The 26,550-nt window shown below is 69.3% G+C and carries 26 protein-coding genes and 1 other RNA gene; 9 read left to right on the top strand and 18 right to left on the bottom strand.

The genetic code is table 11. The features are described from left to right. Nucleotides 1-50 precede the first annotated feature (50 nt). Nucleotides 51-758, top strand: coding sequence for a hypothetical protein (locus ACEUEL_RS02435; RefSeq protein ID WP_405701791.1), 708 nt, complete (start codon nt 51-53; stop codon nt 756-758). A gap of 22 nt (nt 759-780) precedes the next feature. Here the strand turns inward: ACEUEL_RS02435 and ruvB are convergent, their stop codons facing one another. The 5 genes from ruvB to ACEUEL_RS02410 all read right to left on the bottom strand — a co-directional run bounded on the left by ruvB (nt 781) and on the right by ACEUEL_RS02410 (nt 4,459). Continuing rightward, nucleotides 781-1,815 carry a Holliday junction branch migration DNA helicase RuvB gene (gene ruvB, locus ACEUEL_RS02430; protein WP_405701789.1) on the bottom strand — a complete coding sequence of 345 codons (1,035 nt, stop codon included), beginning with the start codon at nt 1,813-1,815 and terminating at the stop codon, nt 781-783. After that, complete coding sequence (locus ACEUEL_RS02425; protein WP_405701787.1) at nt 1,812-2,258, bottom strand: hypothetical protein; 447 nt, start codon at nt 2,256-2,258, stop codon at nt 1,812-1,814. Before ACEUEL_RS02425 ends, ruvB begins: the two co-directional genes overlap by 4 nt. A gap of 7 nt (nt 2,259-2,265) precedes the next feature. Further along, nucleotides 2,266-2,883, bottom strand: a complete 618-nt coding sequence (ruvA, locus tag ACEUEL_RS02420) for a Holliday junction branch migration protein RuvA (RefSeq protein WP_405701785.1) — start codon at nt 2,881-2,883, stop codon at nt 2,266-2,268. After that, entirely contained in the window at nt 2,880-3,404 is a 525-nt protein-coding gene (ruvC, locus tag ACEUEL_RS02415; protein WP_405701783.1) for a crossover junction endodeoxyribonuclease RuvC, read from the bottom strand. Before ruvC ends, ruvA begins: the two co-directional genes overlap by 4 nt. Nucleotides 3,405-3,532: 128 nt before the next feature. After that, on the bottom strand, nt 3,533-4,459 hold the full coding sequence (locus ACEUEL_RS02410) for a DMT family transporter (RefSeq protein WP_405701782.1): 927 nt from the start codon (nt 4,457-4,459) through the stop codon (nt 3,533-3,535). Nucleotides 4,460-4,724: 265 nt separating this feature from the next. On the opposite strand from ACEUEL_RS02410, the gene ACEUEL_RS02405 reads away from it, so the two are divergent. Further along, a complete protein-coding gene (locus tag ACEUEL_RS02405; protein ID WP_405701780.1) occupies nt 4,725-5,468 on the top strand; it encodes a sulfite exporter TauE/SafE family protein in 744 nt (247 codons plus the stop codon). Between the two features lie 4 nt (nt 5,469-5,472). On the opposite strand, the gene ACEUEL_RS02400 is transcribed toward ACEUEL_RS02405, so the two are convergent. The 6 genes from ACEUEL_RS02400 to ACEUEL_RS02375 all read right to left on the bottom strand — a co-directional run bounded on the left by ACEUEL_RS02400 (nt 5,473) and on the right by ACEUEL_RS02375 (nt 9,669). Further along, complete coding sequence (locus tag ACEUEL_RS02400) at nt 5,473-6,219, bottom strand: YebC/PmpR family DNA-binding transcriptional regulator (RefSeq protein ID WP_405701778.1); 747 nt, start codon at nt 6,217-6,219, stop codon at nt 5,473-5,475. 131 nt (nt 6,220-6,350) lie between these two features. Further along, nucleotides 6,351-7,169 carry a TIGR00282 family metallophosphoesterase gene (locus ACEUEL_RS02395; protein WP_405701776.1) on the bottom strand — a complete coding sequence of 273 codons (819 nt, stop codon included), beginning with the start codon at nt 7,167-7,169 and terminating at the stop codon, nt 6,351-6,353. A 2-nt stretch (nt 7,170-7,171) separates the two neighbouring features. Continuing rightward, on the bottom strand, nt 7,172-7,738 hold the full coding sequence (locus tag ACEUEL_RS02390; RefSeq protein WP_405701773.1) for a 5-formyltetrahydrofolate cyclo-ligase: 567 nt from the start codon (nt 7,736-7,738) through the stop codon (nt 7,172-7,174). Between the two features lie 77 nt (nt 7,739-7,815). Continuing rightward, nucleotides 7,816-7,972: non-coding RNA, 6S RNA (gene ssrS, locus ACEUEL_RS02385), on the bottom strand. A 66-nt stretch (nt 7,973-8,038) separates the two neighbouring features. Continuing rightward, entirely contained in the window at nt 8,039-9,028 is a 990-nt protein-coding gene (locus ACEUEL_RS02380; RefSeq protein ID WP_405701771.1) for a tetratricopeptide repeat protein, read from the bottom strand. Continuing rightward, nucleotides 9,028-9,669 (bottom strand): thiamine phosphate synthase, encoded by a 642-nt coding sequence (locus tag ACEUEL_RS02375; protein ID WP_405701768.1) that lies wholly within the window; start codon nt 9,667-9,669, stop codon nt 9,028-9,030. Before ACEUEL_RS02375 ends, ACEUEL_RS02380 begins: the two co-directional genes overlap by 1 nt. A 222-nt stretch (nt 9,670-9,891) precedes the next feature. Between ACEUEL_RS02375 and ACEUEL_RS02370 the strand changes: the two genes are divergently transcribed. Next, complete coding sequence (locus ACEUEL_RS02370) at nt 9,892-12,453, top strand: carbohydrate-binding family V/XII (RefSeq protein WP_405701766.1); 2,562 nt, start codon at nt 9,892-9,894, stop codon at nt 12,451-12,453. A gap of 89 nt (nt 12,454-12,542) precedes the next feature. Here ACEUEL_RS02370 and ACEUEL_RS02365 read toward each other — a convergent pair whose 3' ends face one another. From ACEUEL_RS02365 to tkt, 4 genes are all read right to left on the bottom strand, one after another. Next, entirely contained in the window at nt 12,543-13,568 is a 1,026-nt protein-coding gene (locus tag ACEUEL_RS02365; RefSeq protein ID WP_405701764.1) for a class I fructose-bisphosphate aldolase, read from the bottom strand. 322 nt (nt 13,569-13,890) lie between these two features. After that, entirely contained in the window at nt 13,891-15,090 is a 1,200-nt protein-coding gene (locus tag ACEUEL_RS02360; protein WP_405701763.1) for a phosphoglycerate kinase, read from the bottom strand. A gap of 162 nt (nt 15,091-15,252) precedes the next feature. Continuing rightward, the gene (gene gap, locus ACEUEL_RS02355) at nt 15,253-16,260 is read right to left on the bottom strand and encodes a type I glyceraldehyde-3-phosphate dehydrogenase (protein WP_405701761.1); all 1,008 of its coding nucleotides are present in this window, start codon (nt 16,258-16,260) and stop codon (nt 15,253-15,255) included. Between the two features lie 256 nt (nt 16,261-16,516). Continuing rightward, nucleotides 16,517-18,517: a transketolase gene (tkt, locus tag ACEUEL_RS02350; protein WP_405701758.1), complete on the bottom strand. Its 2,001-nt coding sequence runs from the start codon at nt 18,515-18,517 to the stop codon at nt 16,517-16,519. 295 nt (nt 18,518-18,812) lie between these two features. On the opposite strand from tkt, the gene ACEUEL_RS02345 reads away from it, so the two are divergent. The 6 genes from ACEUEL_RS02345 (at nt 18,813) to ACEUEL_RS02320 (ending at nt 23,424) form a co-directional block, all read left to right on the top strand. Then, nucleotides 18,813-19,094: a DUF4164 domain-containing protein gene (locus ACEUEL_RS02345; protein WP_405701756.1), complete on the top strand. Its 282-nt coding sequence runs from the start codon at nt 18,813-18,815 to the stop codon at nt 19,092-19,094. A gap of 11 nt (nt 19,095-19,105) precedes the next feature. Continuing rightward, the gene (locus ACEUEL_RS02340; protein WP_405701754.1) at nt 19,106-19,489 is read left to right on the top strand and encodes a cell division protein ZapA; all 384 of its coding nucleotides are present in this window, start codon (nt 19,106-19,108) and stop codon (nt 19,487-19,489) included. A 165-nt stretch (nt 19,490-19,654) separates the two neighbouring features. After that, nucleotides 19,655-20,443, top strand: a complete 789-nt coding sequence (locus ACEUEL_RS02335; RefSeq protein WP_405701752.1) for an inositol monophosphatase family protein — start codon at nt 19,655-19,657, stop codon at nt 20,441-20,443. 144 nt (nt 20,444-20,587) lie between these two features. Further along, nucleotides 20,588-21,694 (top strand): flagellar motor protein MotA, encoded by a 1,107-nt coding sequence (locus ACEUEL_RS02330; protein ID WP_405701750.1) that lies wholly within the window; start codon nt 20,588-20,590, stop codon nt 21,692-21,694. A gap of 26 nt (nt 21,695-21,720) precedes the next feature. After that, nucleotides 21,721-22,755: a peptidoglycan -binding protein gene (locus tag ACEUEL_RS02325; RefSeq protein ID WP_405701747.1), complete on the top strand. Its 1,035-nt coding sequence runs from the start codon at nt 21,721-21,723 to the stop codon at nt 22,753-22,755. A gap of 192 nt (nt 22,756-22,947) precedes the next feature. Beyond that, nucleotides 22,948-23,424, top strand: coding sequence for a GNAT family N-acetyltransferase (locus ACEUEL_RS02320; RefSeq protein ID WP_405701744.1), 477 nt, complete (start codon nt 22,948-22,950; stop codon nt 23,422-23,424). A 173-nt stretch (nt 23,425-23,597) separates the two neighbouring features. Here the strand turns inward: ACEUEL_RS02320 and ACEUEL_RS02315 are convergent, their stop codons facing one another. The 3 genes from ACEUEL_RS02315 to ACEUEL_RS02305 all read right to left on the bottom strand — a co-directional run bounded on the left by ACEUEL_RS02315 (nt 23,598) and on the right by ACEUEL_RS02305 (nt 26,478). After that, on the bottom strand, nt 23,598-23,948 hold the full coding sequence (locus ACEUEL_RS02315; RefSeq protein WP_405701741.1) for a hypothetical protein: 351 nt from the start codon (nt 23,946-23,948) through the stop codon (nt 23,598-23,600). A 104-nt stretch (nt 23,949-24,052) separates the two neighbouring features. Continuing rightward, nucleotides 24,053-24,664, bottom strand: coding sequence for a hypothetical protein (locus ACEUEL_RS02310; RefSeq protein WP_405701739.1), 612 nt, complete (start codon nt 24,662-24,664; stop codon nt 24,053-24,055). A gap of 14 nt (nt 24,665-24,678) precedes the next feature. Continuing rightward, a complete protein-coding gene (locus ACEUEL_RS02305; RefSeq protein ID WP_405701737.1) occupies nt 24,679-26,478 on the bottom strand; it encodes an ABC transporter transmembrane domain-containing protein in 1,800 nt (599 codons plus the stop codon). Nucleotides 26,479-26,550: the final 72 nt, after the last annotated feature.

Below are 26,550 nucleotides of genomic sequence, written 5' to 3'. Positions count from 1 at the left end.
CCCGGCGCCCTCCAGCCTCCTACAGCCCGCCACCTATGAGGCCCCATCGCGTGCTCGTCTCCCGCTTCCGCCCCTTCCCCGTGCTCGCCGCAACGACCCTGCTGATCGTCTGCCTCGCCACCCCGCTCCGGGCGCTGGAGGCGCCGCAGGCACCCGCCTGGCCCGACACCTTCACCGCCCGGCTGGGAGCCCTGGCGCTGGTCCAGACGCTCAATGCGGAACTCCTGAACAATCCGAGCGCGACGCTGACGCTCGACCGCTGGTGCGCGAGCCACCGGCTGGCGTCGGACGGCGCGAAGATCGTCGCCGACCGGATCAGGGATGACGATCGGCCTGCGAGCCCGCAGGTGCGCGAGGCGCTTGGCGTCGGCCCGGACGAGCCGGTGAAATACCGCCGCGTGAAGCTCCGCTGTGGCGAGCGCGTGCTCTCGGAGGCCGACAACTGGTACGTCCCCGCCTTGCTGACCGAGGACATGAACCGGCAGCTCGACACCACCGACACGTCATTCGGTCGCGTCGTTCAGCCGCTCGGCTTCCGGCGCCAGACATTGGCCGCGCGCCTGCTCTGGCAGCCGCTGCCGCAGGAATGGGAAATGGGCGCCGCCCTGCCCCCCGGCGGCGCGGCTCCGCTCGCCGTCCCGCCTTATCTGCTCGAACACCGCGCGGTGCTGACCCTGCCGGACGGGCGCGCCTTCAGCGCTCTCGTCGAGACCTACACCAGCGGCGTACTGGCCTTTCCCTGGCTCGATCGGCCTTAGCGGCGCGCGAAGACGCGCGCCCTCACTCGCCCTCGTCGAACAGCGGCATCTGGTTGGCCGCGCTCGGTACCGCCAGCCCCAGATGCCTGAACGCATGTGCGGTGAGCACGCGCCCGCGCGGCGTGCGCTGCAGGAAGCCCTGCTGCACCAGATAGGGCTCGATGATCTCCTCGATCGCATCGCGCGGCTCGGAGAGCGCGGCGGCGATGGTCTCTACCCCCACCGGGCCGCCGCCATAGTTCAGCGCGATCACCGAGAGGTAGCGCCGGTCCATCTGGTCGAGGCCGAGCTGGTCGACCTCCAGATGACCCAGCGCCGAATCCGCCGCCGCGCGGTCGATCGACGCCGCCCCGCCGACGAGGGCGAAGTCGCGCACGCGCCGGAGCAGCCGCCCCGCGATGCGCGGCGTGCCGCGCGCGCGGCGCGCGATCTCACGCGCGCCATCGGGCGTGATCGGGATGCCGAGCACCCGTGCCCCGCGCGAGACGACGAGCTGGAGTTCGTCGACCGTGTAGAAATTGAGCCGCACCGGAATGCCGAAACGGTCGCGCAGCGGCGTCGTCAGCAGGCCGGAGCGGGTGGTCGCGCCGACCAGCGTGAATTTCGACAGCGAGATCTTCACCGAGCGCGCCGCCGGCCCCTCGCCGATGATCAGGTCGAGCTCGTAATCCTCCATCGCCGGGTAGAGGATCTCTTCCACCGCCGGGTTCAGCCGATGGATCTCGTCGATGAACAGCACGTCGCGTTCTTCGAGATTGGTCAGCAGCGCGGCAAGATCGCCCGCCTTGGCGATCACCGGGCCGGAGGTGGCGCGGAAACCGACTCCGAGCTCGCGCGCGACGATCTGGGCGAGCGTGGTCTTGCCAAGGCCCGGCGGGCCGACGAACAGCACATGGTCGAGCGCCTCGCCCCGCGTCTTCGCGGCCTGGATGAACACTTCGAGATTGGCCCGCGCCTGCTGCTGGCCGACGAATTCGGCGAGCCGCTGCGGCCGCAGCGAGGCCTCGGACGTGTCCTCCTCGCGCTTGTCCGGCGTGACGAGGCGTTTGGTGTTCATCCGGCGGCGTCCTCTACTTCGCGACCCGGAAGAAGCCGTTGGATAACCGCTACGAAGAAGACGCAAGCACCGAGAAACGCCATCGCGAACACCGCAATCCAAAAAGGCATCGTTGCGTCGTCGACGTCAAAACCGAGATGGAGGAGCGCTCCCCAAACGGAAGAAATCAACATTGAGGCAAAGAACAACATACGCCCGCCCACGCCCATCCTGGCAATTCCTCCGATGGCGATGCCGACGGGCCACGTCAGGATCACGCCACACATGGCCCCTCCCCCGATGATGAACCACCACGGACCGGCTCTGCTGAACTCGTTCGTCTCGTTCAACGTGGCATCGATTAAAGAGGACGTCATGAGCAGGCATGCAATGACGCCACCGCTCGCGGCGTAAGATAACGAAATGCGCCATACCGACAGGCGAACCGGAGCATGTTCGTGCATCGCAGCCTCATCGCGCCAGTTCCTTCAGCCCGAGCCGGATGAGCCGAGCCGTATCAGCCCCCTCGCCGGCCTCGCGGACGGCGGCGGCGACCGCGGCGCTGGCCTGGATCTGCGCATAGCCGAGATTGACCAGCGCAGAGACTGCATCGGCGACCGGCGCCGGCGCCTGCCGCGCCTCGACATCGCCGGCGAGCTTGGCGACGACCGGATCGACGTCGGCATAGCCCGGCGCCTTGTCCTTCAGTTCGGCGACGATGCGGGCGGCGACCTTCGGACCCACCCCGTTCGCCCGCGCCACCATCGCCCTGTCGCCCAGCGCCACCGCATTGGCGAGTTCGAAGGGCGAGAGCACCGAGAGCACCGACAGAGCCACCTTCGCGCCCACGCCCTGCACGTTCTGCAGCAGGCCGAACCACGCCTTCTCGGCCGCGCTCGAAAAGCCGTAGAGCCGGATCATGTCCTCGCGCACGAAGGTCTCGATGTGGAGCGTCGCCGCCTCGCCGGCCGGGGGCAGCGCCTGCAGCGTCCGCCCCGAACAGAATGCGATGTAGCCGACGCCCTGCACGTCGAGGATGACATGATCGTCCGCGTAGGAATCGACGATGCCCTTCAGCTTGCCGATCATGCCCTGGCGCCCCGCGCATAGGCGGCCTCGAGCGCCGCATGGCCGCGATGCTGCGCGTGGGTGACCGCGACCGCAAGCGCATCGGCCGCATCGTCGCTGTCGAAATCCGCCTTGGGAAGCAGGACCTTCATCATCAAACGGATCTGCGCCTTCTCCGCGCGGCCGGCGCCGACCACGGTCTTCTTGACCAGCAGCGCCGCATATTCGCTGACCGGCACGCCGGCGAGCGCCGGCGTGAGCAGCACCACGCCGCGCGCCTGGCCGAGCTTCAATGTCGAGGCCGGATTGACGTTGACGAAGGTCTCCTCCACCGCCGCCTCGTCGGGATCATGCGCGCGGATCACGGCCACGAGGCCGTGGTGGAGGGCCGCAAGCCGTTCCGCCAGAGTCCCCTCCTCCGGCGGCAGCACCGTGCCACAGCCGACGAATGAAAGCCGCGTGCCGACGACGTCGATCACCCCCCAGCCGGTACGGCGGAGGCCCGGATCGAGACCGAGAATGCGAATCGCGCCGTGCGGCATGTCAAACCGGGTAGCCGAACAAAGATCGAACAGCTAGAGCATGCGGCGCAAAAGTTGACGGAGCCTTGCCGACCCGACCCGGACCAATTCGTTGTCGAAGCGGCGTTTTGCCCGCGCCCGGTGACAGCTCACCTCCGCCGTGCGAAGGCTCCGCTCGCCAGCGCGACACCGGCCCCGGAGCAGATCACGCCGATGATGGCCGCCGTATCGGGATGCTCGCCGAGCAGCGGCACAGCAAGCAGCGCCGCCAGCGCCGGCACCAGCGCGGTGAAGGCGGCGGCGCGCGAGGTACCGAGGCGCTCGATCGCCCAGGTGAAGGCGATCAGCGCCACGACGCCCGAGAGCGCGCCCTGGATCAGGAGTTGCAGGACGATCTCGCCGCCGTGGCCGAGGCGCACCGCCTCGATCGCTCCCGGCAGCCCGACCGGCGCCAGCAGCACCGCGGACCAGAGGCCGATCAGGGCGACGATCTCGCTCGCCGACATCCCCGCCCGGCGGAAGCCGAAGGTGTAACCCGCCCACATCGCCGCGCCGGTGAGGAAGAGCAGATGCCCCCGCCAGGCGCCCGCGTCGGATTCGAACAGGCCCCGCCCTCCCAGCACCACGACGCCGAGCGCGATGCAGGCAAAGCCGATCACCCGCATCCGTCCGAGGCGCTCGTGAAACACCAGTGTCGAGACGATGGCCACGATCAGCGGCATGGTTCCGGGCAGAAGCGGGCCGACATCGGCCGCCGGGGCGAAGCGCATGCCGTTGGAGACCACGAGGAAGAACGGCGCGCCGGAGCCGACGAAGCACAGCAGGAAGGGGACGGGTCGCTTCGGCCACAGCCCGGTCCGCCACCAGAACGGAGCCAGCAGCGCCGCCGGAACCACATAGCGCAGGAAGCCGACCGTCGCCGGGCTGAGCACCCCGGCCACCGCGTGGCGTGTGCCGACGATCCAGAAGCCCCATATGCCGATGGCGAGCAGGGCCGCCCCCATGCCCATCAGCCGACCGGTATCGTTTCGCGAGGTCGCGGCGCCCGCGCAGAGTTCGGGTGAGGGGGAGCTCATGGCGCACGTCTCCGTCGCGGCGGGCACGTACGATGCACCCCGCCCCGCCCGCCGGCAAACGCCTTTTGGCGATCGATCGCCTCACGAATCTTCATGGGTTGATCCTGGCGCAGGAGCCGCGGGTCGCCTTGCGCGGGAAGCGGCCCGCGGGCTAGGAGAAAGCGGGTCGCCGCACCGGCGAGGCGGGCGACCCCGATCGGCGGGATCCGCGCCCGCGCGCCAATCCCGGCCACTTCGCCTTCCCCTCCGCCCGGCCCCTTGTGCCATGAGTCTCGACGCCGCATTGATCTGGGCCGCGCTCGCCGCGGCGGTGGCGGGGCTGACGCGCGGCTTCTCGGGTTTCGGCGGCGCGCTCATCTTCATGCCGCTGGTGAGCGCCGCTTACGGGCCGGCCGTGGCGGCGCCAGTGCTGCTGCTGGTCGACACGGTGCTGACCGCGCCCATCGTCCTGCGCGCCGTCCGGCAGTGTCACTGGCGCGAACTGGCGCCGCTGGCGCTCGCGGCGATGGCGGCCGTGCCGGCGGGCGTCTATCTGCTCCGGCACGTCGATCCGGTGGTGCTGCGCTGGGCGCTGGCGGTGCTCGCCCTCGCGCTGCTCGCCCTGTTGGTCTCGGGCTGGCGCTACCATGGCAAGCCGACCCTGCCGGCGACGGTGCTCGTGGGCCTCATTGCCGGGGTATGCGGCGGGGCGGCGCAGATGTCGGGCCCGGCTGTCGTCGCCTACTGGCTCGGCGGCAAGACGCCGGCGGCGCAGGTGCGCGCCAACCTGTTCGGCTTCTTCGCACTGGCGACGGTGTCGAGCGCGACGGCTTACGCCTATGCCGGCCTGTTCACCGCCGAGGTCGGCGTCATGTCGGCGATCCTCGGACCGCTCTACGGGCTCGGCCTTGTCGCCGGCGCCCGCCTGTTTCCCTATGCCAGCGACGCGCATTACCGACGCGCCGCCTATCTCGTGATCGCGCTCGCCGCGCTGACCAGCCTGCCGGTCTTCGACGGGCTGCTGCGCTGATCGATCAGGCGCTGAGCTTCGCCATCAGCTGCTCGGAAATCTCGAAATTGGCATAGACGTTCTGCACGTCGTCATTGTCCTCGAGCGTCTCGACGAGGCGCAGCAGCTTCTCGCCGGCCTCGTCGTCGACGGCGGTGGTGTTCTGCGGCTTCCAGACCAGGCCGGATTTCTTCGGGTCGCCGAACTTCGCTTCGAGCGCCTGCGCGACCTCGTGCAGGTTCTCCACCGTGGTCTGCACGACATGGCCATCCTCGGTGGAGACCACATCGTCCGCGCCCGCCTCGATCGCCGCTTCCAGCATGTCGTCGGCGGAGGCCTTGGCCGCGTCGAACTCGATCTGGCCGACGCGATCGAACATGAACGACACCGCGCCGGTCTCGGCGAGGTTGCCGCCGGACTTGGTGAAGTAGGAGCGCACTTCCGAAGCGGTGCGGTTGCGGTTGTCGGTCAGCGCCTCGACGATGACGGCGACGCCGCCGGGGCCGTAGCCCTCGTAGCGGATCTCGTCATAGTTCTCGCTGTCCCCGCCCAGCGCCTTCTTGATAGCGCGGTCGATATTGTCCTTCGGCATGTTCTCTGCGCGGGCGGCGAGCACGGCGGCGCGCAGGCGCGGGTTCATGTTCGGATCCGGCATGCCGAGCTTGGCGGAGACGGTGATTTCGCGCGCCAGCTTGGAGAACAGCTTGGAGCGCACCGCATCCTGCTTGCCCTTGCGGTGCATGATGTTCTTGAACTGCGAATGACCGGCCATGGCCGCCTCCACGTCGCGCGGCGGCTGGTCCCGCCTGCGCCTCGATTGCGTGACTGATTGGGTGCCGGCTTATAGGCGACAGCGCGGGCGCGCGTAAAGCCGGCCGCGGCGCGGGAAATGCAGGAGCGCGCTCACCAGAAATCCGGCAGCGCCGGCGAGAGATCCCCGCCGATGCGCACCGGCGCCACCTCGACGGCGAGGCCCGTGGCGTCGTCGATCTCGACGGCGATGCCCGACAGCGTCGCCGGGCCCATCGCCGGCTCGAAGCGCGACGAGCCGATCTTGCGGGTGAACCGGCGTAGCGGCTCCTCCTTGTCCATGCCGATCACGCCGCCATAGCAGCCGCACATGCCGACATCGGTCATGAAGGCGGTGCCGCCCGCGAGCACGCGATGATCGGCGGTCGGCACGTGGGTGTGGGTGCCGACCACGAGGCTGGCGCGGCCGTCGCACCAGTGGCCGAAGGCCTGCTTCTCGCTGGTCGCCTCGGCGTGGAAATCGATGACGATCGCGTCCGCCGCGAAGCCCAGCGGGCAAGCCTCGAGCTCCCGATCGACCGCCGCGAAGGGATCGTCGAGCGGGTCCATGAAGGCACGGCCCATCATGTTGACCACGAGCACGCGGGCGCCGTTGCCGGCATCGACCAGCGTCGCCCCGCGCCCGGGCGTGCCCACCGGATAGTTGGCCGGGCGCACCAGCCGGTCGGCCCGCTCGATGAAGACGAGCGCCTCGCGCTGGTCGAAGGCGTGGTTGCCGAGAGTCACCGCGTCGGCGCCGGCCTCCAGCATCTCCTCGTAGATCGCTTCGGTGATCCCGAAACCGCCGGCGGCGTTCTCGCCGTTCACCACGACGAAATCGAGCGACCACCACTCCTTCAGCCGCGGCAGGTTCTCCGTGACCACCTGCCGTCCGGGCCGGCCCACCACGTCGCCGAGGAACAGCAGGCGCATGCTCACTCATCCTCCGGGCAGATCACGCCCGCATCGGTGATGACGGCGTCGAGCCGCTCGTCATGGGGCTCGTCCGGGAGACGCGACAGTTCCTGCACCGCGAAGGCGTAGCCGATCGCCTCGATGCGCTTCGCCGCCCGCAGCTTCGCCAGCGTGCGGTCATAATGGCCGGCGCCGTAGCCGAGCCGGTGGCCGCGCGCATCGAACGCGGCGAGCGGAACAAACACGATGTCGGGCTCCATGATGGGCGCATCGGCCGGAGGTGCAGGGATGGCCATCTTGCCCGGCCCTCGCGAGGCGATGAGAGGAACATCCGCATCCCAGAATCGGAACTGCAGGGGATCCTCCATGCCGACGACCACCGGAAGCGCAAGGCGGGCGCCACCCGCTCGCAGCCGCTCGGCGAGCGGCGCGGTTGCTATCTCGCTGCCGATCGGTGCGAAGAGCGCGATGGTCTCGTCGGCGACGGCTCCGAGCCACTGGACGGCATGCTCGGCCGCAGCAACGGCGGCCCCGCGACGGGCCTCCGCATCAAGCGCCGCACGACGCCTCAGCACCAGGGCGCGCAATCCCCCCTTGTCGTCGGGAAAGCCACTATCGGATTGGGGCGACAGAACAGGCCCCCTGAACCGGGAGGAAAGACGAGTGCGGAGCCACGATGGCCGTTGGTAGATCGATCCCGGGAACCTACAACGTAGGTGGGCGCCGTATGTCCGGACCCACGGGTCCGGTCAGGGACAGCTCCCTTTGAGATCGATAAGGCCCCGGGGAATATGTTCTCCTGACGTACCCCGCAGCCCCGCATCGCTAATCTAGGACGCCGTGCGCGCGAAAACCAGAGCCCGTCCACCGAAAAGAGGGCAGCGCCCTCACGGCAGCGTCGGCGCCGCAACGGCACTTTCCCCCGCCCAGGTGCGCAGCATGGCATCGGCCATCGCCTGATCCTGCGCGCTCATCTCGCTGGTCATCTTGTCCAGCATCTCGTCCTTGAGGCCCTGGGCGGCCGCCGCCTTGTTCCAGGCCGCGGCCATCACCCTGTCCTGGGGTACGCCACGCCCGGCCGAGAGCACCCGCGCATAGCGGTTCTGCCCGATGGCATTGCCGGCCAGCGCCGCCTTGCGGAACAAGGCGGCCGCCTTCGCCTCGTCCTTGGGAACGCCGATGCCGTTGAAGACGACGATGCCATACTCGACCGTCGCGACAGTATGGCCCAGCGCGGAGGCACGTTGGAGCAGCTCGGCCGTGCGTGTGGGATCCTTCGGCACGCCGTTGCCTTCGCGGTAGAGCGCGGAGAGCGCATAGATCGCATCCGGCTGGTCGAGTTCGGCCGCCTTCTCGAACCATTGCGCTGCGAGAGACGGGCTCTCCAGCACGACATCGCCTTCGAGATAGAGCAGCCCGTAATTATAGGCCGCGACGGCGTTGCCTTTTTCCGCCGCCTGCCGGAACAGCTCCGCGGCCGCCTTCTTGTCGAGCGGCTGCCCCTGACCCTGCAGCTTCATCACGCCAAGCGCAAACTGAGCGTCGGGATCGCCGCGCAGGGCCGCCGCCTGGTACCACTGGGCGGCTTTCCCGAGATCGTAGGGAACACCGTAGCCCTGCGCGTAGAGTTCGGCGACCAGCGTCATGGAGGCGGCATTATCCTGCTCCCTCGCCTGCTTCAAAGCGAGGTCGAAGGCTGTCCGATAGCGGCCCGCCTGATAGGCGGCATAGGCTTCGTCGGGGCCGGATGACGCCTTCGGCGTGGCGGAACGAGCCGCGGGAGGCGGTGGCGGATCATCGCCCTCTGCCGCCCGGAGCGGGGTTTGCACCGCGCCGAGCACCAGCGAGGTCAGCGCCACCGCGAGCATGCGCCGCATCAGCCGGCAACTCCGGCGGCGAGCTGCGCGGCCACGCGATCGGCGCCGGCCTCGAGCGCGAGCGGTGTGCCGATCGCCACGAAATCCGCTCCGGCCGCCGACAATTGCGCGACCTCCTCGAGCGACCCCGCATAGCCGACGCAGGGCGTCTCGAACAGTTGCGACCACCACTCCACCCGCTCCAGCGTCGCCGCGAAGGGCGGCCGGCGATCGTCGCCGTCGGGTTCGCCGATCATCACATAATCCGCCCCGGCCTCCGCTGCCGTCATCGCGTCGTGCTTGGTGCGCAAGCCGCCGACGCCGGCGATCCGGTCGGGACGCAGCGCGGGAAGCGCCGATCGCAAGGCCGCGACACCGTCGAGATGGGCCCCGTCGGCCGCCGCGGCGATCGCGGCCACGGCGTCGCCGGCGACCAGGCAGGCGACGCCCAGCACCTGACAAGCCCCCACGAAGGCCGCCAGCCGCTCGTCGCGTCCCGGCGCGCCATCGAGCGAGAGCCGGACCAGCACGGCCGCGACATCGCCCGCCGCCCGCACGGCGTCGAGCGCCTCGGCCCAGGCGTCGGTCGCGCCGTCCAGCGGCGGCGTCATCAGATAGAGACGCGCGGCCCTGCGCGCAGGTTCGGGATCGATGCGTGCCATGGGACGAGAGATTCCGCATGATGGCGGCGAAAGCACGGCCACGTCCCACATGGGGAGCCGCCGGCCATGACGCCGCGAGTCGATAAGCATGCTGCCCGATTCCACCGGGCGTGCAGCCGGTCTTAACGCGCCGCGTATTAGGAGGAAACCGCTTTCAGCCCGTGGGCGGCAGTGCTAGCGAATACCGGCAACCGCCCAGAACCCGCCCGCCCGAGGGACACCATGTTCGGCAACCGCTCCTCCCATCGAACCGCTCTGGCGCATGTCGCCCGGCCCGCCGTCTTCTTCCCCGCCGCCCTGCTCGCGGCCAGCCTGCTTCAGCCAGCGGCGGCGCTCGCCCAGCAGCCGGCCGCCGCGCCCGGTCAGGCGGCGCCTCAGGCGGCTCCCGGACAGGCAGCGCTGGGCGCGCTCGCCTGGCCCCGCACCTTCGACGCGGCGGGCCAGCACGTCGAGATGTATCAGCCGCTCATCGAGAGCTGGAACGGTGATCAGCTCAGCGGCCGCGCCGCCATCGCCGTCGGCCCGGCCAAGGGCAACCCCACCTATGGCATCGCGCATTTCACCGCGCGCGTCGCGGTGGACAAGCCGGCCAAGCTCGCCCAACTGAGCCTGATCGAGATCACCAAGGTCGACGTCCCGACCGCGCCGAGCCTCGACAGCCAGTTGCAGAGCCTCATCCAGTCGCGCGTACCGCCGGAGGGGATGACGGTGGCGCTCGACCATCTCGTCACCAGCTACGCCGCCTCGAAGGAGGAGGTTCAGGCTCTGGCGGTGCCCGTGGACAACGCGCCGCCCAAGATCGTCTTTGCCTATATTCCGACGCTTCTGGTCCCGATCGCCGGCCAGCCCGTGCTGCAGCCCGTGCCCAACGTCCAGGGGTTCCAGCGCGTGATCAACACCCGCGCCCTGCTGCTCCAGGACAGTGCCGGCCTGTTCCACCTTCAAGTCGCCGGATCGTGGTACGAGGCGAACGCGCTGAACGGGAACTGGGTGGTGACGACGAGCGTCCCCCACGCGCTGCTCGACGCGGCCACCGCGGCAACCGCCGCCGAGGCCCCCGACCCGATGCTTCCCTCGGACGGCAAGAAGCCCGCCCAGCCGCCAGCCGTCGTGGTGTCTACGGTCCCGACCGAAATCGTCGTCGTCAACGGCCAGCCGCAGATGCAGCCGGTGGTCGGCACCTCGTTGCTCTCCATGAGCAATGCCGACCACGCCGTGCTGATGGACCCCGACAGCAACAGCTACTACGTCCTGATCTCCGGACGCTGGTTCAAGGGTCCCGGCTTTGCCGGTCCCTGGGCCTTCGTCCCGGGCAATCAGCTGCCGCCCGCCTTCGCCAAGATCTCGCCGACCGATCCGGCGGCGAGCGCGCTGGTGTCCGTGCCCGGCACGCCGCAGGCGCGGGAGGCGCGCATCGCCGCCTCGATCCCGCAGACCGCCACCGTCTCCCGCTCGACCCAGCTCGACATCCAGTATGACGGCGGCCAGCCCAAATTCGTCCCCATCCAGGGCACCTCGCTGGCCTATGCGGAAAACACCCGCTATCCGGTGATCCGCCTCGATGCCGAGCGCTATTATGCGGTGCTCCAGGGCGTCTGGTTCGTCGCCAGCACCCCGGCCGGCCCGTGGGTCGTCGCCGATGTGGTGCCGGCCGAGATCTACAAGATTCCGCCCTCGTCGCCGCTCCACTACGTCACCTATGTCCGGATCTACGCCTCGACGGCGGATGCGGTGACGGTCGGCTACACGCCCGGCTATTTCGGCGTCGTGCTCGATCCCACCGGCACCGTCGTCTACGGCACCGGCTACAACTGCACCGGCTATGTCGGCTCCTACTGGTTCGGCTGCCCGGCGACCTACGGCTACAACGCCGCCTTCTCCTGGGCGACCGGCTTCGCCTTCGGCTTCGCGTCCGGCTATGCCTGGGGCGCGCCGGCTCCCTACTGGGGCCCCTATTGGGGTCCGGGGCCGTGGCACGGGCCCTGGTATGGCGTGAACGTCAACCAGACCAACATCTACGGCCGCTGGGGCGGTTATGCCACGGTTGGCCATGCCTGGGGCTACAACCCCTACACCGGCAATGAATGGGGCGGCAGCCGCTGGGCCGGCACCACCGCCAACGGCACCGACTTCGCCGGTCGTCAGGCCGGCGCGTTCAACGCCTATACCGGCAACTACGCCGCCGGCCGGGACAATGCCCGCTTCAACCCCTACACCGGCGCGCAGGGCGCCTCGCGGGCCGGCATCGAGGGCAATGCCTATACCGGCAACTTCGCGGCAGGCCGCCAGTCGGCCGGGTTCAACCCGACCACCGGCACCGGACATGCCTCGGAAACCGGCATCACCGACAATAACGGCAAGGTCTCGGTCGACAGCCGTGGCGTGGCGGGTAACGCGCGCACCGGCAATGCCGTCGCCTGGAACAACGGCAACGTCTACACCGACCACGACGGCACCATCCACCAGTACGATGCCGGCTCGAACAATTGGCAGCACCAGAACGCTGCGGGCGGCTGGGACCGCGACATGGACAACAGCCAGGTCAGCCGGTTGAACGACCAGCGCCAGTTCCAGAGCATGGGACAGGATCGCGTCGACGATTTCGGGGCGCGCGGCGGCTTCGATCGCGGCTTCGGTGGCGGCGATGGCGGCTTCGGCGGTGATCGCTTCGGCGGTGGCGGCTTCGGCGGCGACCGTTTCGGCGGCGGTGGCTTCGGCGGCGGGTTTGGTGGCGGCCGCTTCGGCGGCGGCGGGTTCGGCGGCGGGTTCGGCGGGCGTCGCTGATCCCACCGATGAAACAGAAACGCCGCCCCTCGGGGCGGCGTTTTTCGTTGGCGGAGCCGGCAGCGGAACGAGCCGTTCCGCGCTCGGCGTCAGGCCGCCTTCTTGAGCTCGACCTCGGGCGTCCACTGGCCGAGCGCGGCGAGGTAGTTCATCTTCGCGCGGTGCGTGAAGGCCGCCTGGCCGGCCGCGACATTCTCCGCCTTGCCGGACCACGCCTTCTGCGGCGCCGCCTGCAGCGCGCGGCCATAGGAGAAGGTGAGGTTCCACGGCAGGCCGCCGCCCCGGATCATCGCGTCGAGGTGGGCGGTGGCGTCCTCGTCCGACTGACCGCCGGAGAGGAAGGCGACGCTCGGCACCGCCGACGGCACGCAGTTCTTGAGGCAGCGCACGGTCTGCTCGGCCACCTCGGCGACCGAGGCCTGCTTCGCCGCCTTCATGCCGGCGATCACCATGTTCGGCTTGAGCACCATGCCTTCGAGCCGCACGCGGGCATAGAAGAGCTGCTGGAACACTTCCTTCAGCACCCATTCGGTGACGTGGTAGCAGCGCTCGATGTCGTGATCGCCGTCCATGAGGACTTCCGGCTCGACGATCGGCACGATGTTCGCCGCCTGCGCCAGCGCGGCGTAGCGGGCCAGCGCCTGCGCATTGGCGATGATCGAGCCATAGGTCGGGATCCCCGCGCCGATGTCGATCACCGCACGCCACTTCGCGAAGCGCGCGCCGAGCTCGTAATATTCCTTGAAGCGGGCACCAAGCCCGTCGAGGCCCTCGGTAATGGTCTCGCCCGGAAAGCCCGGCTGCGCCTTGGCGCCGGCATCGACCTTGATGCCGGGGATGGAGCCGGTCGCCTCGATCAGCGCGGTCAGCGGCGTGCCGTCCTTCGCCTTCTGCCGGATCGTCTCGTCGAACAGGATGACGCCGGAAATGTACTTCTTCATCGCCTCGTCGGAGCGGAACAGCATCTCGCGATAGTCGCGGCGGTTCTCGAAGGTGGACTCGACCCCGATCGCATCGAACCGCTTCTTGATGGTGCTGCTGCTTTCATCCGCCGCCAGGATGCCCTTGCCACCTGCCGCCAGCTTGTATGCAACCTCGTCGAGGCTTGCCGTCATCGTCGTCTCCCGCACGAAATGATTAACCGCACGCCCGAACGGCCCGTTCTTCCGCTTGGGCAGCACTGCGGCGCGTTATAGCACCGAACGCGCCGATGTCCTGAGGTCGCCGCAACGAAATGAGGTGACGCATCGCTCAGCCCCTCATCCGCGCCCGCTCCCCGCGCACCTGCGCGATCTTGCCGCAGCGCAGCATAAGAGGTGGGGCCGCCGGCTTTGTCCAGCCCGCCGCGCGGGACGGTCGCGGACAAATCGTCCCAGCCCGAAACGAAAAACCCCGCTCGAGGGAGCGGGGTCCGGAGGCCGACGGGACGCCGAGGCTTCAGCGCCGCAGCGCCTCGACACCGGGTAGCGGCTTTCCTTCCAGCCATTCGAGAAAGGCGCCGCCGGCGGTCGAGACATAGCTGAACCGCCCGGCGACGCCGGCATGGTTGAGCGCCGCGACCGTATCACCGCCGCCGGCCACCGAGAGCACCTTGCCGGCATCGGTCAGGTCGGCGACCGCCTTGGCCACCTCGACCGTGGCGACGTCGAACGGCACCAGTTCGAACGCGCCGAACGGCCCGTTCCACACCACCGTCTTCACATCCGCGAGCTTGGCGATGACATTGGCGACCGAAGCGGGGCCGGCATCGAGGATCATCTCGTCCGGGTCGACGCCCTCGGCCGGCACCACGCGGTTGTCGGCATGCGCCTTGAACTCTTTCGCCACCACCGCGTCGACCGGGAGCACGATGGTGCAGCCCGCCGCCTTGGCCTTCTCGACGATCGCACGTGCGGTGCCGGCAAGATCACGCTCGCACAGCGACTTGCCCACATCGACGCCTTCCGCGAACAGGAAGGTGTTGGCCATGCCGCCGCCGATGACGAGGAGGTCGACCTTGGCGACGAGATTGCCGAGCAGTTCGAGCTTCGACGACACCTTGGCGCCGCCGACCACCGCCATCACCGGCCGCTCCGGCGCTTCCAGCGCCTTGGCCAGCGCTTCGATCTCGACCTGCATGCAGCGCCCGGCATAGGCCGGCAGGTGATGCGCCAGCCCCTCGGTCGAGGCATGGGCGCGATGGGCCGTGGCGAAAGCGTCGTTGACATAGATGTCGCCGAGCTTCGCCAGCGCGGCGGTGAAGTCCGGGTCGTTCTTCTCCTCGCGCGGGTCGAAGCGGGTGTTCTCCAGCAGCAGCACGTCGCCCGGCTGGAGCTTCGCCACCGCTGCCTCAGCGATTTCGCCGATGGTGGCCGGGGCGAACGCCACCGGCTTGCCGAGACGGGAGGCGACCTCACCGGCGATCGGCTCCAGCGAGAGCTTGGGATCGATACCCTTGGGCCGGCCGAAATGCGCCAGCAGGACAACCTTGCCGCCCTTCTCCGCGATCTCCCGGATGGTCGGCAGCACCGCCTGGATGCGGGTGTCGTCGGTCACGCGGCCATTGTCGACGGGAACGTTGAGGTCGACACGAACGAGCACGCGCTTGCCCGCGACATCGGCGTCGTCGAGCGTGCGGAAGGCGGAGGATATGGTCATGGGAAGGCCCGATCCGGAGGATTGCCGCGCAGCTTGCTCGGCGCCCGTCGGGCGCCGGTTCCGCCTCCCCTCTTCTGTCCGGAGGGAATGGCCACGAGGGACGCCCGGAGCGTCCCCGCAGGGCGCGGCCCGCCAGCGGCGAGCCGGCCGCTCAGAGGGGCGTCAGAAGGTCTTGCCCAGCGCCACCGCCGTGTCGGACATGCGGTTGGAGAAGCCCCACTCGTTGTCGTACCACGACAGCACGCGCACGAAATTGCCTTCCAGCACCTTGGTCTGGTCGAGGTGGAAGATCGAGGAGTGCGGGTCGTGGTTGAAGTCGGACGAGACGTTCTGCTGGTCGGTCGTGCCGAGGATGCCCTTGAGCGGGCCGGCGGCGGCGGCCTTGATCGCCGCGTTGACCTCGTCCTTGGTCACCTTCTTCTTGGCGACGAACTTGAAGTCCACCACCGACACGTTCGGTGTCGGCACGCGGATCGAGGTGCCGTCGAGCCGGCCGGCGAGTTCCGGCAGCACGAGGCCGACCGCCTTGGCCGCGCCCGTGGTGGTCGGGATCATCGACAGCGCCGCGGCGCGGGCGCGGTAGAGATCCTTGTGCATGGTGTCGAGCGTCGGCTGGTCGCCCGTATAGGAGTGGATCGTCGTCATGAAGCCATGGTCGATGCCGATGGCATCGTTCAGCACCTTGGCGACCGGCGCGAGGCAGTTTGTCGTGCACGAGGCATTGGAAACGACGAGGTGATCCTTGGTCAGCTTGTCGTGGTTCACGCCGTATACGACGGTGAGGTCGGCGCCTTCCGCCGGGGCGGATACCAGCACGCGCTTCGCGCCGGCCGCCAGATGAGCGGAGGCCTTGTCCTTGGCGGTGAAGATGCCGGTGCACTCCAGGGCGATGTCGACGCCGAGCGCGGCGTGCGGCAGTTCGGCCGGATTGCGCACCGCCGTCACCTTGATCGGCCCGCGACCCACATCGATGGTGTCGCCGTCGACCTTCACCTCGCCGGGGAACCGGCCGTGGACGCTGTCGAAGCGGAACAGGTGCGCATTGGTCTCGACCGGCCCGAGGTCGTTGATGGCGACCACCTCGATATCGGTGCGGCCGGACTCGATGATGGCGCGCAGCACGTTGCGGCCGATGCGTCCGAACCCGTTGATGGCAACCTTGAGCGTCATGCGTCTATCCCCGATTGATCCGTATCGATCCCGTGCCTACCGCGCAGAGGCGTCATAGCGTGGCATTGCCGCAAGGACTAGCCGCCTTTGTGCCCTGCGCGGCACAATTGCGCAGATGGCATGGCGAGAAACTGGTGTTCTGTATGCCAGACCTGTTCGGCGCCTCGACTGTCCGGTTTCTCGATCGGCCCTCGCCTAGACTTGCCGATCCCGGTCATATGCCGGCGCGCCGACCTGTCGGTGCGCCGGCCGCGCCTCAGGACTTGGCCGCCGCCTTGAGCCGCGTGCGCGCCGTGGTCGCCACCGCTTCGGCGGTGATGCCGAAATGCTTGAACACCTGGTCGGCCGGGCCGGAAGCGCCGAAGCCGGTCATCCCGACAAAGGCGGCGTCGGAACCGACGATGTCGCTCCAGCCCTGCCGGATGCCGGCTTCGACCGCCACCTTCACCCGCGCCTTGCCGATCACCTGCCGGCGCGTCTCCTCCGGCTGGTTGAGGAAAAGCTCGAACGACGGAACCGACACGACCCGCGTCGCGATGCCGTCCGCGTCCAGCAGCGCCTTGGCCGCGACCGCGAGCGAAACCTCGGACCCCGAGGCGAAGAGCGAGACATCCGCCTCCCGGCCGGCCGGAGCGATCTCGTAGGCTCCCCGCGCGGTCAGGCAGCGCTCGCCGCCCTCGTGCCGCAGCAGCGGCAGGTTCTGCCGGGTCAGCGCCAGCACACTCGGCCCGCTCGTGTGCTCGAGGGCGAGCTTCCAGGCCTCCGCCGTCTCCACCGTGTCGCAGGGGCGGAACACCAGCAGGTTGGGGATCGCCCTGAGCGCCGCGATCTGCTCGACCGGCTGGTGGGTCGGCCCGTCCTCGCCGACGCCAATGGAATCATGCGTGAAGACGTAGACCACCCGGATGCCCATCAGCGCCGCAAGACGGATCGAGGGACGGCAATAGTCGGAGAAGACGAGGAAGGTGCCGGCGTAGGGAATAAACCCGCCATGCAGCGCGATGCCATTCATCGCCGCCGCCATGCCGTGCTCGCGGATGCCCCAGTTGACATAGCGGCCGTCATATTTCGGCGGCTCGACATAGACCGAGGTCGCCTTGGTCTTGGTGTTGTTGGAGTGGGTGAGATCGGCCGAGCCGCCCACCATTTCCGGAATCGCGGCGGTCAGCGCCTCCAGCACGATTTCGGACGACTTGCGGGTCGCCACCGCACCGCCATCGGCCATCGCCTTGCTGATCACGCCGGAAATCACGCTCTGCAGCGTCGAGGGCAGTTCCCCGTGGACGCGGCGCTCGAATTCGCAGCGCTGGCCCGGCTCGGTGGCGGCGAGGCGCTGCGACCATGCCTTGTGCGCCGGCTTCGAGCGCAGGCCGGCGAGACGCCACGCGTCGAGCACGTCGGAGGGAATCTCGAAGGGCGCATAGGGCCAGCCGAGCTTTTCACGCGCGCCCTCGATCTCCTTGGCGCCGAGCGGGGCGCCATGGACGCCGTTCGTGCCCGCCTTGGTCGGCGCGCCGAAGCCGATCGTGGTGCGGCAGGCGATTAGCGAAGGCACGCCGGTCTTCTTCGCCCGCTCGATGGCGGCGAGGATCGCCTCCGGATCGTGCCCGTCGATCCGCGTCGCCTCCCAGCCCGCGGCCTGGAAGCGCTCGATCTGGTCGGTCGAGGTGGAAAGCGACGTCGCGCCGTCGATGGTGATGCGGTTGTCGTCCCACATCACGATGAGCTTGCCGAGCTTCAGGTGGCCGGCAAGCTCGATCGCCTCCTGGCTGATGCCCTCCATGAGGCAGCCGTCGCCGGCGATCACATAGGTGTAGTGATCGACCAGGTCGCTTCCGAACTGCGCGGCGAGCATACGCTCGGCGAGCGCGAAGCCGACCGCGTTGGCGAGACCCTGCCCGAGCGGGCCGGTGGTGGTCTCGACGCCGGGCGTATGGCCGTATTCGGGATGGCCGGGCGTCTTCGAGCCGAGCTGTCGGAAATGCTTGATCTCGTCGATCGTCACCGCCTCGTAGCCGGTGAGATACAGCGCCGAGTAAAGCAGCATCGAGCCGTGGCCGGCGGAAAGGATGAAGCGGTCGCGATCCGGCCACGTCGGATCGGCGGGGTCATACTTCATCACCTTGCCGAACAGCACCGCGGCGATGTCGGCGGCGCCCATGGGCAGGCCGGGATGGCCGGACTTGGCGGCTTCGACGGCATCCATGGCGAGCGCCCGTATGGCGTTGGCCATGCGATCATGCTTTTCGCGGTTCATGGGTCACGGAACTCCGAAAGTCATGCGCGGACACAGGCGGGGGGCTTGGTGCGGCGCGGCGAAAGGGCGCGGAGTGATATCACCCCGCCCAAGGCTGTCAAAGCAGCTTAACGGAGGAGGAGCTGCCGGGAAGCCGGATAACGCGATGCGTGGGCGGGCGGGTTCCGTCTGTAACCCGGATGTGAGCCCCCCGGGCGAGCGCCGCGAAACACCCCGCGGTTGACGCTCGATGCCGACACGGGCTCTATCGATGCTCGCAAGAGTGACTCGCGTGTCCAGCAGGAGCTGACCCCGCATGGCCGAACGCGCTTCCATCGAGACCGCGACCCGGCGTCTGTATGCCGCCATCGACACGCTGGAAGCGGCGGTCGAGCGGCGCCTGGAAAGCGAGCGGCAGGACGCCTCGATGGCCGCCCAGCTGCACGCCCTCGGCACGGATCGCTCGCGCCTCGCCGACGCGCTCGACACCGCCGAAGGGCGCGCCGAGCGCCTCGCCGCCGCCAATGAGGAAGTGTCCCGCCGGCTCGGCAGCGCCATGGAGACCATCCGCGCCGTCCTCGCCGCCCACGAACGCTGAGGGCCCGCGCCATGGCTCATGTCACCGTCTCCATCGCCGGCCGCGCCTACCGCATGGCGTGCGACGACGGGCAGGAGGATCACCTCACCCGCCTCGCCGCCGACATCGACCAGCGCATCGACCAGTTGCGCGGGGCCTTCGGCGAGATCGGTGACCAGCGCCTGTCCATCATGGCGGCGATCACCATCGCCGACGAGCTGAGCGAGGCGCGCGGACAGCGACGCGCCCTCGAACAGGAACTCGCCAACGAACGTGCCGTCCGCGATGCCGCGATGGAGCGCCTCCAGCAGACCGAGGATGCGATCGCCGACGCCGTGCTCACTGCCGCCGAGCGGCTGGAGAACCTCGCCCGCGAACTCGGTCCCGGCCCGTCCGGGACGGTGGGGATGGGATAGCAGGCGCCGCCCCGCCGATCGTCGTCCGACCGACGCGGCCCTGCGCCGCGCGTGGCGCGCATCCCTGACCGGCGCCCGCGCCCTTGACGTGCTGCCTCCTGCGGGCGAAACCGGCGCCTGACCTTTTCGCGCGTCCCCGGGACGCCGCCCCTTCCTGGTGTTCCCATGATCCGTACGCCCCTCATGACCGTCATGGTCCAGGCCGTCCGCAAGGCCGGCCGCTCCCTCGTCCGCGATTTCGGCGAGGTGGAGAACCTCCAGATCTCGGTGAAGGGCCCTGGCGACTTCGTCTCGAATGCCGACCGCAAGGCCGAGCGCATCCTGCACGAGGAACTCGCGCGGGTCCGCCCCGGCTTCGGCTTCCTGATGGAGGAGAGCGGCGCGGTCGAGGGCACCGACACGGCACACCGCTGGATCATCGACCCGCTCGACGGCACCACCAACTTCCTGCACGGCATCCCGCTCTTCACCATCTCGGTGGCGCTGGCCAAGGATGGCGTTCCGATCGCCGGGGTGATCTTCAATCCCGTCACCGACGAGCTCTTCATCGCCGAGAAGGGCCGCGGCGCCTTCCTGAACGACCGCCGCATCCGCGTCGCCGGCCGCCAGGCGCTGGCTGATTCCGTGATCTGCTGCGGCCTGCCGCACATGGGCCGCGGCGACCTCGCGCTGTTCGGCCGGGAGATGGCCGCCCTCGCCCCGCGCGTGGCGGGCCTGCGCCGCACCGGCTCGGCCGCGCTCGACCTCGCCTGGGTGGCGGCGGGCCGCTTCGACGGCTTCTGGGAACGCAATCTCGCCCCGTGGGACATGGCCGCCGGGATCATCCTGGTGCGCGAGGCGGGCGGCTATGCCAGCGACCTGGACGGAGGGGACAAGATCCTCGACAAGGGCCACGTCGTCGTCGGCAACGAGAATATCCACCGCAACCTGCTCACCGTGCTGCGCGCGGCCTGAATCGCCGCCCGGATCATCAGACCTTCATCGGTTTGTCGCCAAATCAGCGCTTGACGGGCTGATCCATTCCATCCGTCTATGACGGGGCTCGCGCCGAGGGGCGGGTCCGAGGTGGAACAGGGGGAGCGAGAGCAGGCGACGGGCATGGCGCAACCGGCGAACCCATTCCATAAACTCTCCTCGCCCCGCATCTTCCTGGTGCGGATGGTGGTGTTCCTGCTGCTCGGCGGCGCGCTGGCGGCGGTGCTCTACCGGCAGATCTGGGCCGCGTTCCTCGCCAATCCCGGACTGAACGGCGTCATCTTCGGCGTGCTGTTCATCGGCATCGTCTTCGCCTTCCGGCAGGTGCTGCGCCTCTTCCCGGAAGTCCAGTGGATCAACGATTTCCGCATGGCCGATCCCGGCCTCGCCGTGTCGCGAGCGCCCACCCTGCTGGCGCCGATGGCGGCGCTGCTGCGTGATCGCATCGGCCGGATGGCCATCTCGCAGTCGATGATGCGGGGCATCCTCGATTCCATCGGCACCCGGCTCGACGAGGCGCGTGACCTGCTGCGCTACCTCACCGGCCTCCTCGTGTTCCTCGGCCTGCTTGGTACCTTCTGGGGCCTTCTGGAAACCGTGTCGTCGATCGGCCGCGTCATCGGCTCGCTCGATGTCGGCCCCGATTCCGGCTCGGTGCTGGAAGCGATGAAATCCGGCCTCGCCGCACCGCTGGCCGGCATGGGCATCTCCTTCTCGTCGTCGCTGTTCGGCCTCGCCGGCTCGCTGGTGCTGGGCTTCCTCGACCTTCAGGCGGGACAGGCGCAGACCCGCTTCTACACTGACCTCGAGGATTGGCTCTCGACCACGGTCGCCGATCTCGGCGCCGACCTGCCGCCGCGCCCGGTGCCGGTTCCCCTCCCCGTCGCCGGGCCGGTGATGCCACCTCTCGCCGGGCCGACCCTGCCGCCCCCCGCCGCGGCGGCCGCACCGTCCCAGCCGACGCCCGCCCCCGCCCTGCCCCCGCCGAGCTATGTCGCCCTCGTCCAGGCGATCGAGAAGCTCGACCGCACCATGACCGAAGCCGGTTCGCACCGCGTCACCGCCTCCATGGCGCATCTGGCCGAGAGCCTGCAGGGCCTCGTCCAGCACATGCGCGGCGAGCAGCAGATGGTGCGCGACTGGGTCGAGGCCCAGGCCGAGCAGCAGAAGGAGATCAAGAAGCTGCTGGAGCGTCTTGCGCGCAGCGATACCGATCGCGAGCGGGCGTGAGGACGCCCCGGTGAGGACGTCCTGACATGGGCCTCGGCCGCTCCCGCAACAGCGAACGCCGGATCGACTACTGGCCGGGTTTCGTCGACGCGCTGTCGACGCTGCTGCTGGTCTTCGTTTTCCTGCTTTCCATCTTCGTCCTCGCGCAGTTCTTCCTGACGCAGGAGATGAGCGGCAAGGACACCGCGCTGCAGCGCCTGCAGGCGCAGATCCGCGAGCTGACCGAATTGCTGGCGCTGGAGCGCGCCAACAACGACACCGCCGATGGCGAGCTCGGTGCGCTGCGCTCCAGCCTCGCCACCGCGGAGGCCGAGCGCGACAAGCTGCGGCAGGCGATCGTCAGTCTGCCGGCGCCTGCCGACACCTCGGAGGCCGACGCCCGCGCGGTCCAACTGGGCCGGGAGCTCTCCCAGCAGAAGGACCTCGCAGCGCAGGCCCTCGCCCAGATCGACCTGCTCAACCAGCAGATCGCGGCGCTCCGCCGGCAGATGGCGGCGCTGGAGGAGGCGCTCGACATCTCCGAGAAGAAGGACCGCGAGAGCCAGTCCAAGCTCGCCGATCTCGGCCGCCGCCTCAACGTCGCCCTCGCCCAGCGCGTCCAGGAACTGACGCGGTTCCGCTCCGAGTTCTTCGGCCGCCTCAACGCCATCCTCGGCAATCGCGACGATGTGCGCGTGGTCGGCGACCGCTTCGTGTTCCAGTCCGAAGTGTTCTTCGATGCCGGTGCGGCGGCGCTGAACCCCTCCGCCCTGCCGGCGCTCGACAAGATCGCCGAGGCGATCACCGCGCTGGAAAAGGAGATCCCGCCCGAGATCGCCTGGGTGCTGCGGGTCGACGGCCACACCGACAACCGGCCGATCGCGACGCCGCAATTCCCCTCGAACTGGGAGCTGTCGGCGGCCCGCGCCATCGCCGTCGTGCAGTATCTGGTCTCGAAGGGCATCAGCCCCTCGCGGCTCGTCGCCGCCGGCTTCGGCGAGTACCAGCCGATCGACGGCGCCGATACCGACGAGGCCCGCGCCAAGAACCGGCGCATCGAGCTCAAGCTCACCGAGCGATGAGCGCGCCTGCACCTCGTGTCGGTAAGCGGGTGAAGGGATACCCCGCGCGCCCGTGCCGCGCGACGTCATGCCCGGCCTCGAGCCGGGCATCCACGACTTGTGCGCACCGGCACGCCCGACGACGTGGATGGCCGGGACACGCCCGGCCATGACGCACGCGCCTGATCCCGTTCGAATCCGGAGGCGACGGCGGTGAGCGAGCGACCGACACCGGCCCTGCACATCGTCCCGAAGGTTCCGGCGCACCTGCCGGAGATGATCGACCTGTGGGTGGCAGGCTGGAGCGCGACGCTCCCGGCCATCGATTTCGAGGCGCGGCGCGGCTTCATCGTCGATCATCTGGCCGCGCTGGAGGCGGCCGGCGCGGCGACGCGCCTCGCCTTCGACGCAGGCAACGGCACCCTCGCCGGCTTCGTCGTGGTCGACCCGGCCACGGGCTATCTCGACCAGCTCGCGGTCAGCCCGACCTGGTGGGGCAGCGGCGTCGCGGCTGCGCTGTTGGCCGAGGCCCGCCGCCTCTCCCCCGCCGGGCTTCTGCTCGACGTCAACCGCGACAATCCCCGCGCCGTCCGCTTCTACGAGCGCGAGGGCTTCCAGCGCACCGGCGAGAGCACCAACCCGCGTTCGGGCTTGCCGATCTGGCGCTATGAGTGGCAGGTAGGGACTTAACAGCCCGCTTCGATAGCCCTCCACGGGCGTCATCCCGGAGCGGCCGGAGGCCGTATCCGGGATCGGTGGGTATGCGGGTGACAGATCCCGGCTCTTCGTCGGCGCGGCAGTCCGGCATGACGATACTGCGAGGAGTGATCCCAGACAGGCTAGAAGGGCGAAGGGGTGATCAGTCAGATGTATCCGAGCTGCTGGAAAGCGGCGACCGCTGCGGGTTTGAGGGTCCATCTGCGAGTGGAATGCTCGAAATTGGCAAGGAGGCGAATGGGCTTCAATTTGCCGGCACCGACCGCGGGCTCGAGAGGCGCGAGGATTTCCCGGCGGGCACCGCAGGCCTTGCCGAAGGCCATGTCCCAGTAGATCGGCGGCCACCCCACCACGGCACCGATCTCGGCGCAGGTACCAACGGGTTTCCGGGCTATCGCTCGCACCGCCTTCTCCTCCCCCGGCTTCAGAGGCTTGGCGAGAAAGGCGTTCACGATCAAGGCCGTAGCGGCAGCCTCGTCCAGCTCCAAGTTCCACATGAACAACCCTATCCTGGCACCACATCAGGCTGTAGGGGTGCGCCGTCTCTGTCAAGCCGGCTCCGGCACCCACCGGGATCTGCCGCCCCTCCCCTCGCGCTCCTCTACCTACCCAACACCGCGTACGCCCCCGCGTGCGAGCCTTCGTGGTTCGGCATGCCGGGACGCGTCAGGTAGCCGCGGCGGGGCGGGATGTAGCTGTAGATCGTCCGCTTCGGCGCTTCGTGCCAGGTCAGGTTGAAGGCGGCGAGCCTGGGGAAGAACTCCATCGCCGCATAGGGCAGATGGTCGTGCACCCACCACGCCATCGCCTCCCAGTCGCCGGTCGCCTCGTAATGGGCGACGAAGGCGGGAACGACGACGCAGGCCGTCGCGCCCATATGACCGTCGCGGTCGCGCCGGTCCCAGATGTGGCCGGCGGCGCTAGCCTCGTTGGAGGCGCAGTTGTAGTTCCGCTCGTTGCCGAGCCGATTCACCTCCGGCGCGCGATAGGCCGAGCGGATACTGAGCCGCCCGAACCGGGCCTGCAGAGGTTCGAGCAATTCGGTGCACAGCCGCGTGCCCACCGCGATGGCGAGGTCCGGATCGTCGGGGATGTTCGGCAGGCCGTGGACGCTGGCGATCTCTGAATGCAGGAAATCGCGCAGGAAGAAGCTGGGGGATAACCGCACCCGGCCGAGCTCCTCCAGCCCCCTGACGCTCCCCGGCTTTCGCATCGCGCTCCCCGTCGCTAGGCCGCCTCGCCGAACTGCAGGGCGGCGAGACGCGCATAGAGCCCGCCGCGCGCGACGAGGCTCTGATGCGTGCCTTCCTCGACCACGCGCCCATGCTCGATGACGAGGATGCGGTCGGCGGAGAGCACCGTCGAGAGCCGATGCGCGATCACCAGCGTGGTGCGCCCCTCCATCGAGCGGTCCAGCGCCTTCTGCACCAGCGTCTCGCTCTCGGCGTCGAGCGCCGAGGTCGCCTCGTCGAGCAGCAGCAGCGGCGCCCGGCGCAATATGGCGCGGGCGATGGCGATGCGCTGGCGCTGGCCGCCGGAAAGCGTGATGCCACGCTCGCCGAGCTGCGTATCCCAGCGCTCCGGCAGGCGCTCGACGAATTCGTCGGCGAGCGCGAGCTGCCCGGCCGCCTCCACCTCCGCGTCGGTGGCATCCGGCCGGCCGAGGCGGATGTTGTCGCGCACCGAGGCGGCGAAGATCGCCACCTCCTGCGGCACCAGCGCGATGCGGGCGCGCGCCGCGCGCGGGTCGATGGCCGCGAGATCGACGCCGTCGAGCGTCACGCGCCCCGCCGTCGGGTCGTAGAAACGCAGCAGCAGCTGGAACAGCGTGCTCTTGCCGCCGCCCGAAGGCCCGACCAGCGCGACCCGTTCGCCCGGCCTCACCTCGAACGAGACGTCCGACAACGCCGGCTGCGAGAGGCGCGTCGGATAGGCGAAGCTCACATTCTCGAATCGCACCGCCCCGCGCGCCGGCTCCGGCAGGGCGAGCGGCGACGCCGGTGCCCGCACGGCCGGCTGCACCTCGAGCAGTTCGGCGATCCGCTCGGTCGCCCCGGCCGCCTGCGAGACCTCGCCCCACACCTCGCCGAGCTGGCCGAGCCCGCTCGCCGCCAGCACCGCGTAGAGCACGAACTGGCCCAGCGTGCCCGCCGTCATGGTGCCGGCCAGAACCGCGTTGGCGCCGGCCCAGAGGATGGCGACCACGCTGGCGAAGACGAGGAAAATGCCTACCCCGGTGAGCAGCGCCCGCGCCCGGATCGCCCCGCGGGCCGCGCCGAAGGCGCCTTCCACCTCGCCGGAGAAACGCCCCTCGGCGGTCCGCTCGGCGGTGTTGGCCTGGAGCGTGCGCACCCCGCCGATCGCTTCCGCGGCATAGGCGGAGGCCTCGGCGAGCGTATCCTGCGCCGCCCGCGAGCGCTTGCGCACGCCGCGCCCGGAGCCGAGCAGCACCACGACGATGAGCGGAATGGCGACGATGACCAGCGCCGAGAGCCACGGGCTGGTGATGATCATCATCACCGTCGCGCCGATGAACAGCACGATGTTGCGCAGCGCGATGGAAGCGGAGGCGCCCACCGCCGACTTGATCTGGGTGGTGTCGGCGGTCAGCCGCGAGATGAGTTCGCCCGACTTCGCGGTGTCGTAGAACCCGCCGTCGAGATCGAGCAGATGCGCGAATACCCCGGTGCGCAGGTCGGCGACGATGCGCTCGCCCAGCGTCATCACGAGGTAGTAGCGCAGCGCCGAGGCCCCCGCGAGCACCCCGACCACCAGCAGCATCACCCCGAAATAGCGGTCGATGAAGCCGGCATGGTCGAGCGCGAATCCGAAATCGATCATCCGCCGCACCGCGATCGGCACGGCGAGCGTCGCCAGCGCCGCCACGATCAGCGCGGCGAGCGCGGCGAGCGCCCGCCCGCGATAGCGGATGATGTGCGGCCACAAGGCCTTGAGCGGACCGAAACGTCGCGAGGAGGCGGATTTCGCATCGGCGGTGCGGCGCGCGGTCGGCTCGGCTTGTGTCACGGTCCGGTCTCGGCTATAGACCCGCGCGGATTTCCGGCAGGATCGTTTTTGAAGATCGCCGCGAGGCTCCCC

Origin of the sequence: Ancylobacter terrae (genome assembly GCF_045108345.1) — a bacterium.
Lineage (GTDB): Bacteria > Pseudomonadota > Alphaproteobacteria > Rhizobiales > Xanthobacteraceae > Ancylobacter.
The sequence above is the reverse complement of the archived record's forward strand: the minus strand, read 5'-3'. Positions and strand labels throughout refer to the sequence as shown.

Coding starts and splice junctions, on each gene's coding strand:
- ACEUEL_RS02365 (WP_405701764.1), bottom strand. CDS start 13,568: ATGACGGCAAGCCTCGACGAGGTTGCATACAAGCTGGCGGCAGGTGGC.
- ruvA (WP_405701785.1), bottom strand. CDS start 2,883: ATGATCGGCAAGCTGAAGGGCATCGTCGATTCCTACGCGGACGATCAT.
- ACEUEL_RS02370 (WP_405701766.1), top strand. CDS start 9,892: ATGTTCGGCAACCGCTCCTCCCATCGAACCGCTCTGGCGCATGTCGCC.
- gap (WP_405701761.1), bottom strand. CDS start 16,260: ATGACGCTCAAGGTTGCCATCAACGGGTTCGGACGCATCGGCCGCAAC.
- ACEUEL_RS02405 (WP_405701780.1), top strand. CDS start 4,725: ATGAGTCTCGACGCCGCATTGATCTGGGCCGCGCTCGCCGCGGCGGTG.
- ACEUEL_RS02335 (WP_405701752.1), top strand. CDS start 19,655: ATGATCCGTACGCCCCTCATGACCGTCATGGTCCAGGCCGTCCGCAAG.
- ACEUEL_RS02330 (WP_405701750.1), top strand. CDS start 20,588: ATGGCGCAACCGGCGAACCCATTCCATAAACTCTCCTCGCCCCGCATC.
- ACEUEL_RS02380 (WP_405701771.1), bottom strand. CDS start 9,028: ATGCGGCGCATGCTCGCGGTGGCGCTGACCTCGCTGGTGCTCGGCGCG.
- ACEUEL_RS02315 (WP_405701741.1), bottom strand. CDS start 23,948: ATGTGGAACTTGGAGCTGGACGAGGCTGCCGCTACGGCCTTGATCGTG.
- ACEUEL_RS02340 (WP_405701754.1), top strand. CDS start 19,106: ATGGCTCATGTCACCGTCTCCATCGCCGGCCGCGCCTACCGCATGGCG.
- ACEUEL_RS02375 (WP_405701768.1), bottom strand. CDS start 9,669: ATGGCACGCATCGATCCCGAACCTGCGCGCAGGGCCGCGCGTCTCTAT.
- ACEUEL_RS02360 (WP_405701763.1), bottom strand. CDS start 15,090: ATGACCATATCCTCCGCCTTCCGCACGCTCGACGACGCCGATGTCGCG.
- tkt (WP_405701758.1), bottom strand. CDS start 18,517: ATGAACCGCGAAAAGCATGATCGCATGGCCAACGCCATACGGGCGCTC.
- ACEUEL_RS02310 (WP_405701739.1), bottom strand. CDS start 24,664: ATGCGAAAGCCGGGGAGCGTCAGGGGGCTGGAGGAGCTCGGCCGGGTG.
- ruvB (WP_405701789.1), bottom strand. CDS start 1,815: ATGAACACCAAACGCCTCGTCACGCCGGACAAGCGCGAGGAGGACACG.
- ACEUEL_RS02400 (WP_405701778.1), bottom strand. CDS start 6,219: ATGGCCGGTCATTCGCAGTTCAAGAACATCATGCACCGCAAGGGCAAG.
- ACEUEL_RS02345 (WP_405701756.1), top strand. CDS start 18,813: ATGGCCGAACGCGCTTCCATCGAGACCGCGACCCGGCGTCTGTATGCC.
- ACEUEL_RS02395 (WP_405701776.1), bottom strand. CDS start 7,169: ATGCGCCTGCTGTTCCTCGGCGACGTGGTGGGCCGGCCCGGACGGCAG.
- ACEUEL_RS02410 (WP_405701782.1), bottom strand. CDS start 4,459: ATGAGCTCCCCCTCACCCGAACTCTGCGCGGGCGCCGCGACCTCGCGA.
- ruvC (WP_405701783.1), bottom strand. CDS start 3,404: ATGCCGCACGGCGCGATTCGCATTCTCGGTCTCGATCCGGGCCTCCGC.
- ACEUEL_RS02425 (WP_405701787.1), bottom strand. CDS start 2,258: ATGCACGAACATGCTCCGGTTCGCCTGTCGGTATGGCGCATTTCGTTA.
- ACEUEL_RS02325 (WP_405701747.1), top strand. CDS start 21,721: ATGGGCCTCGGCCGCTCCCGCAACAGCGAACGCCGGATCGACTACTGG.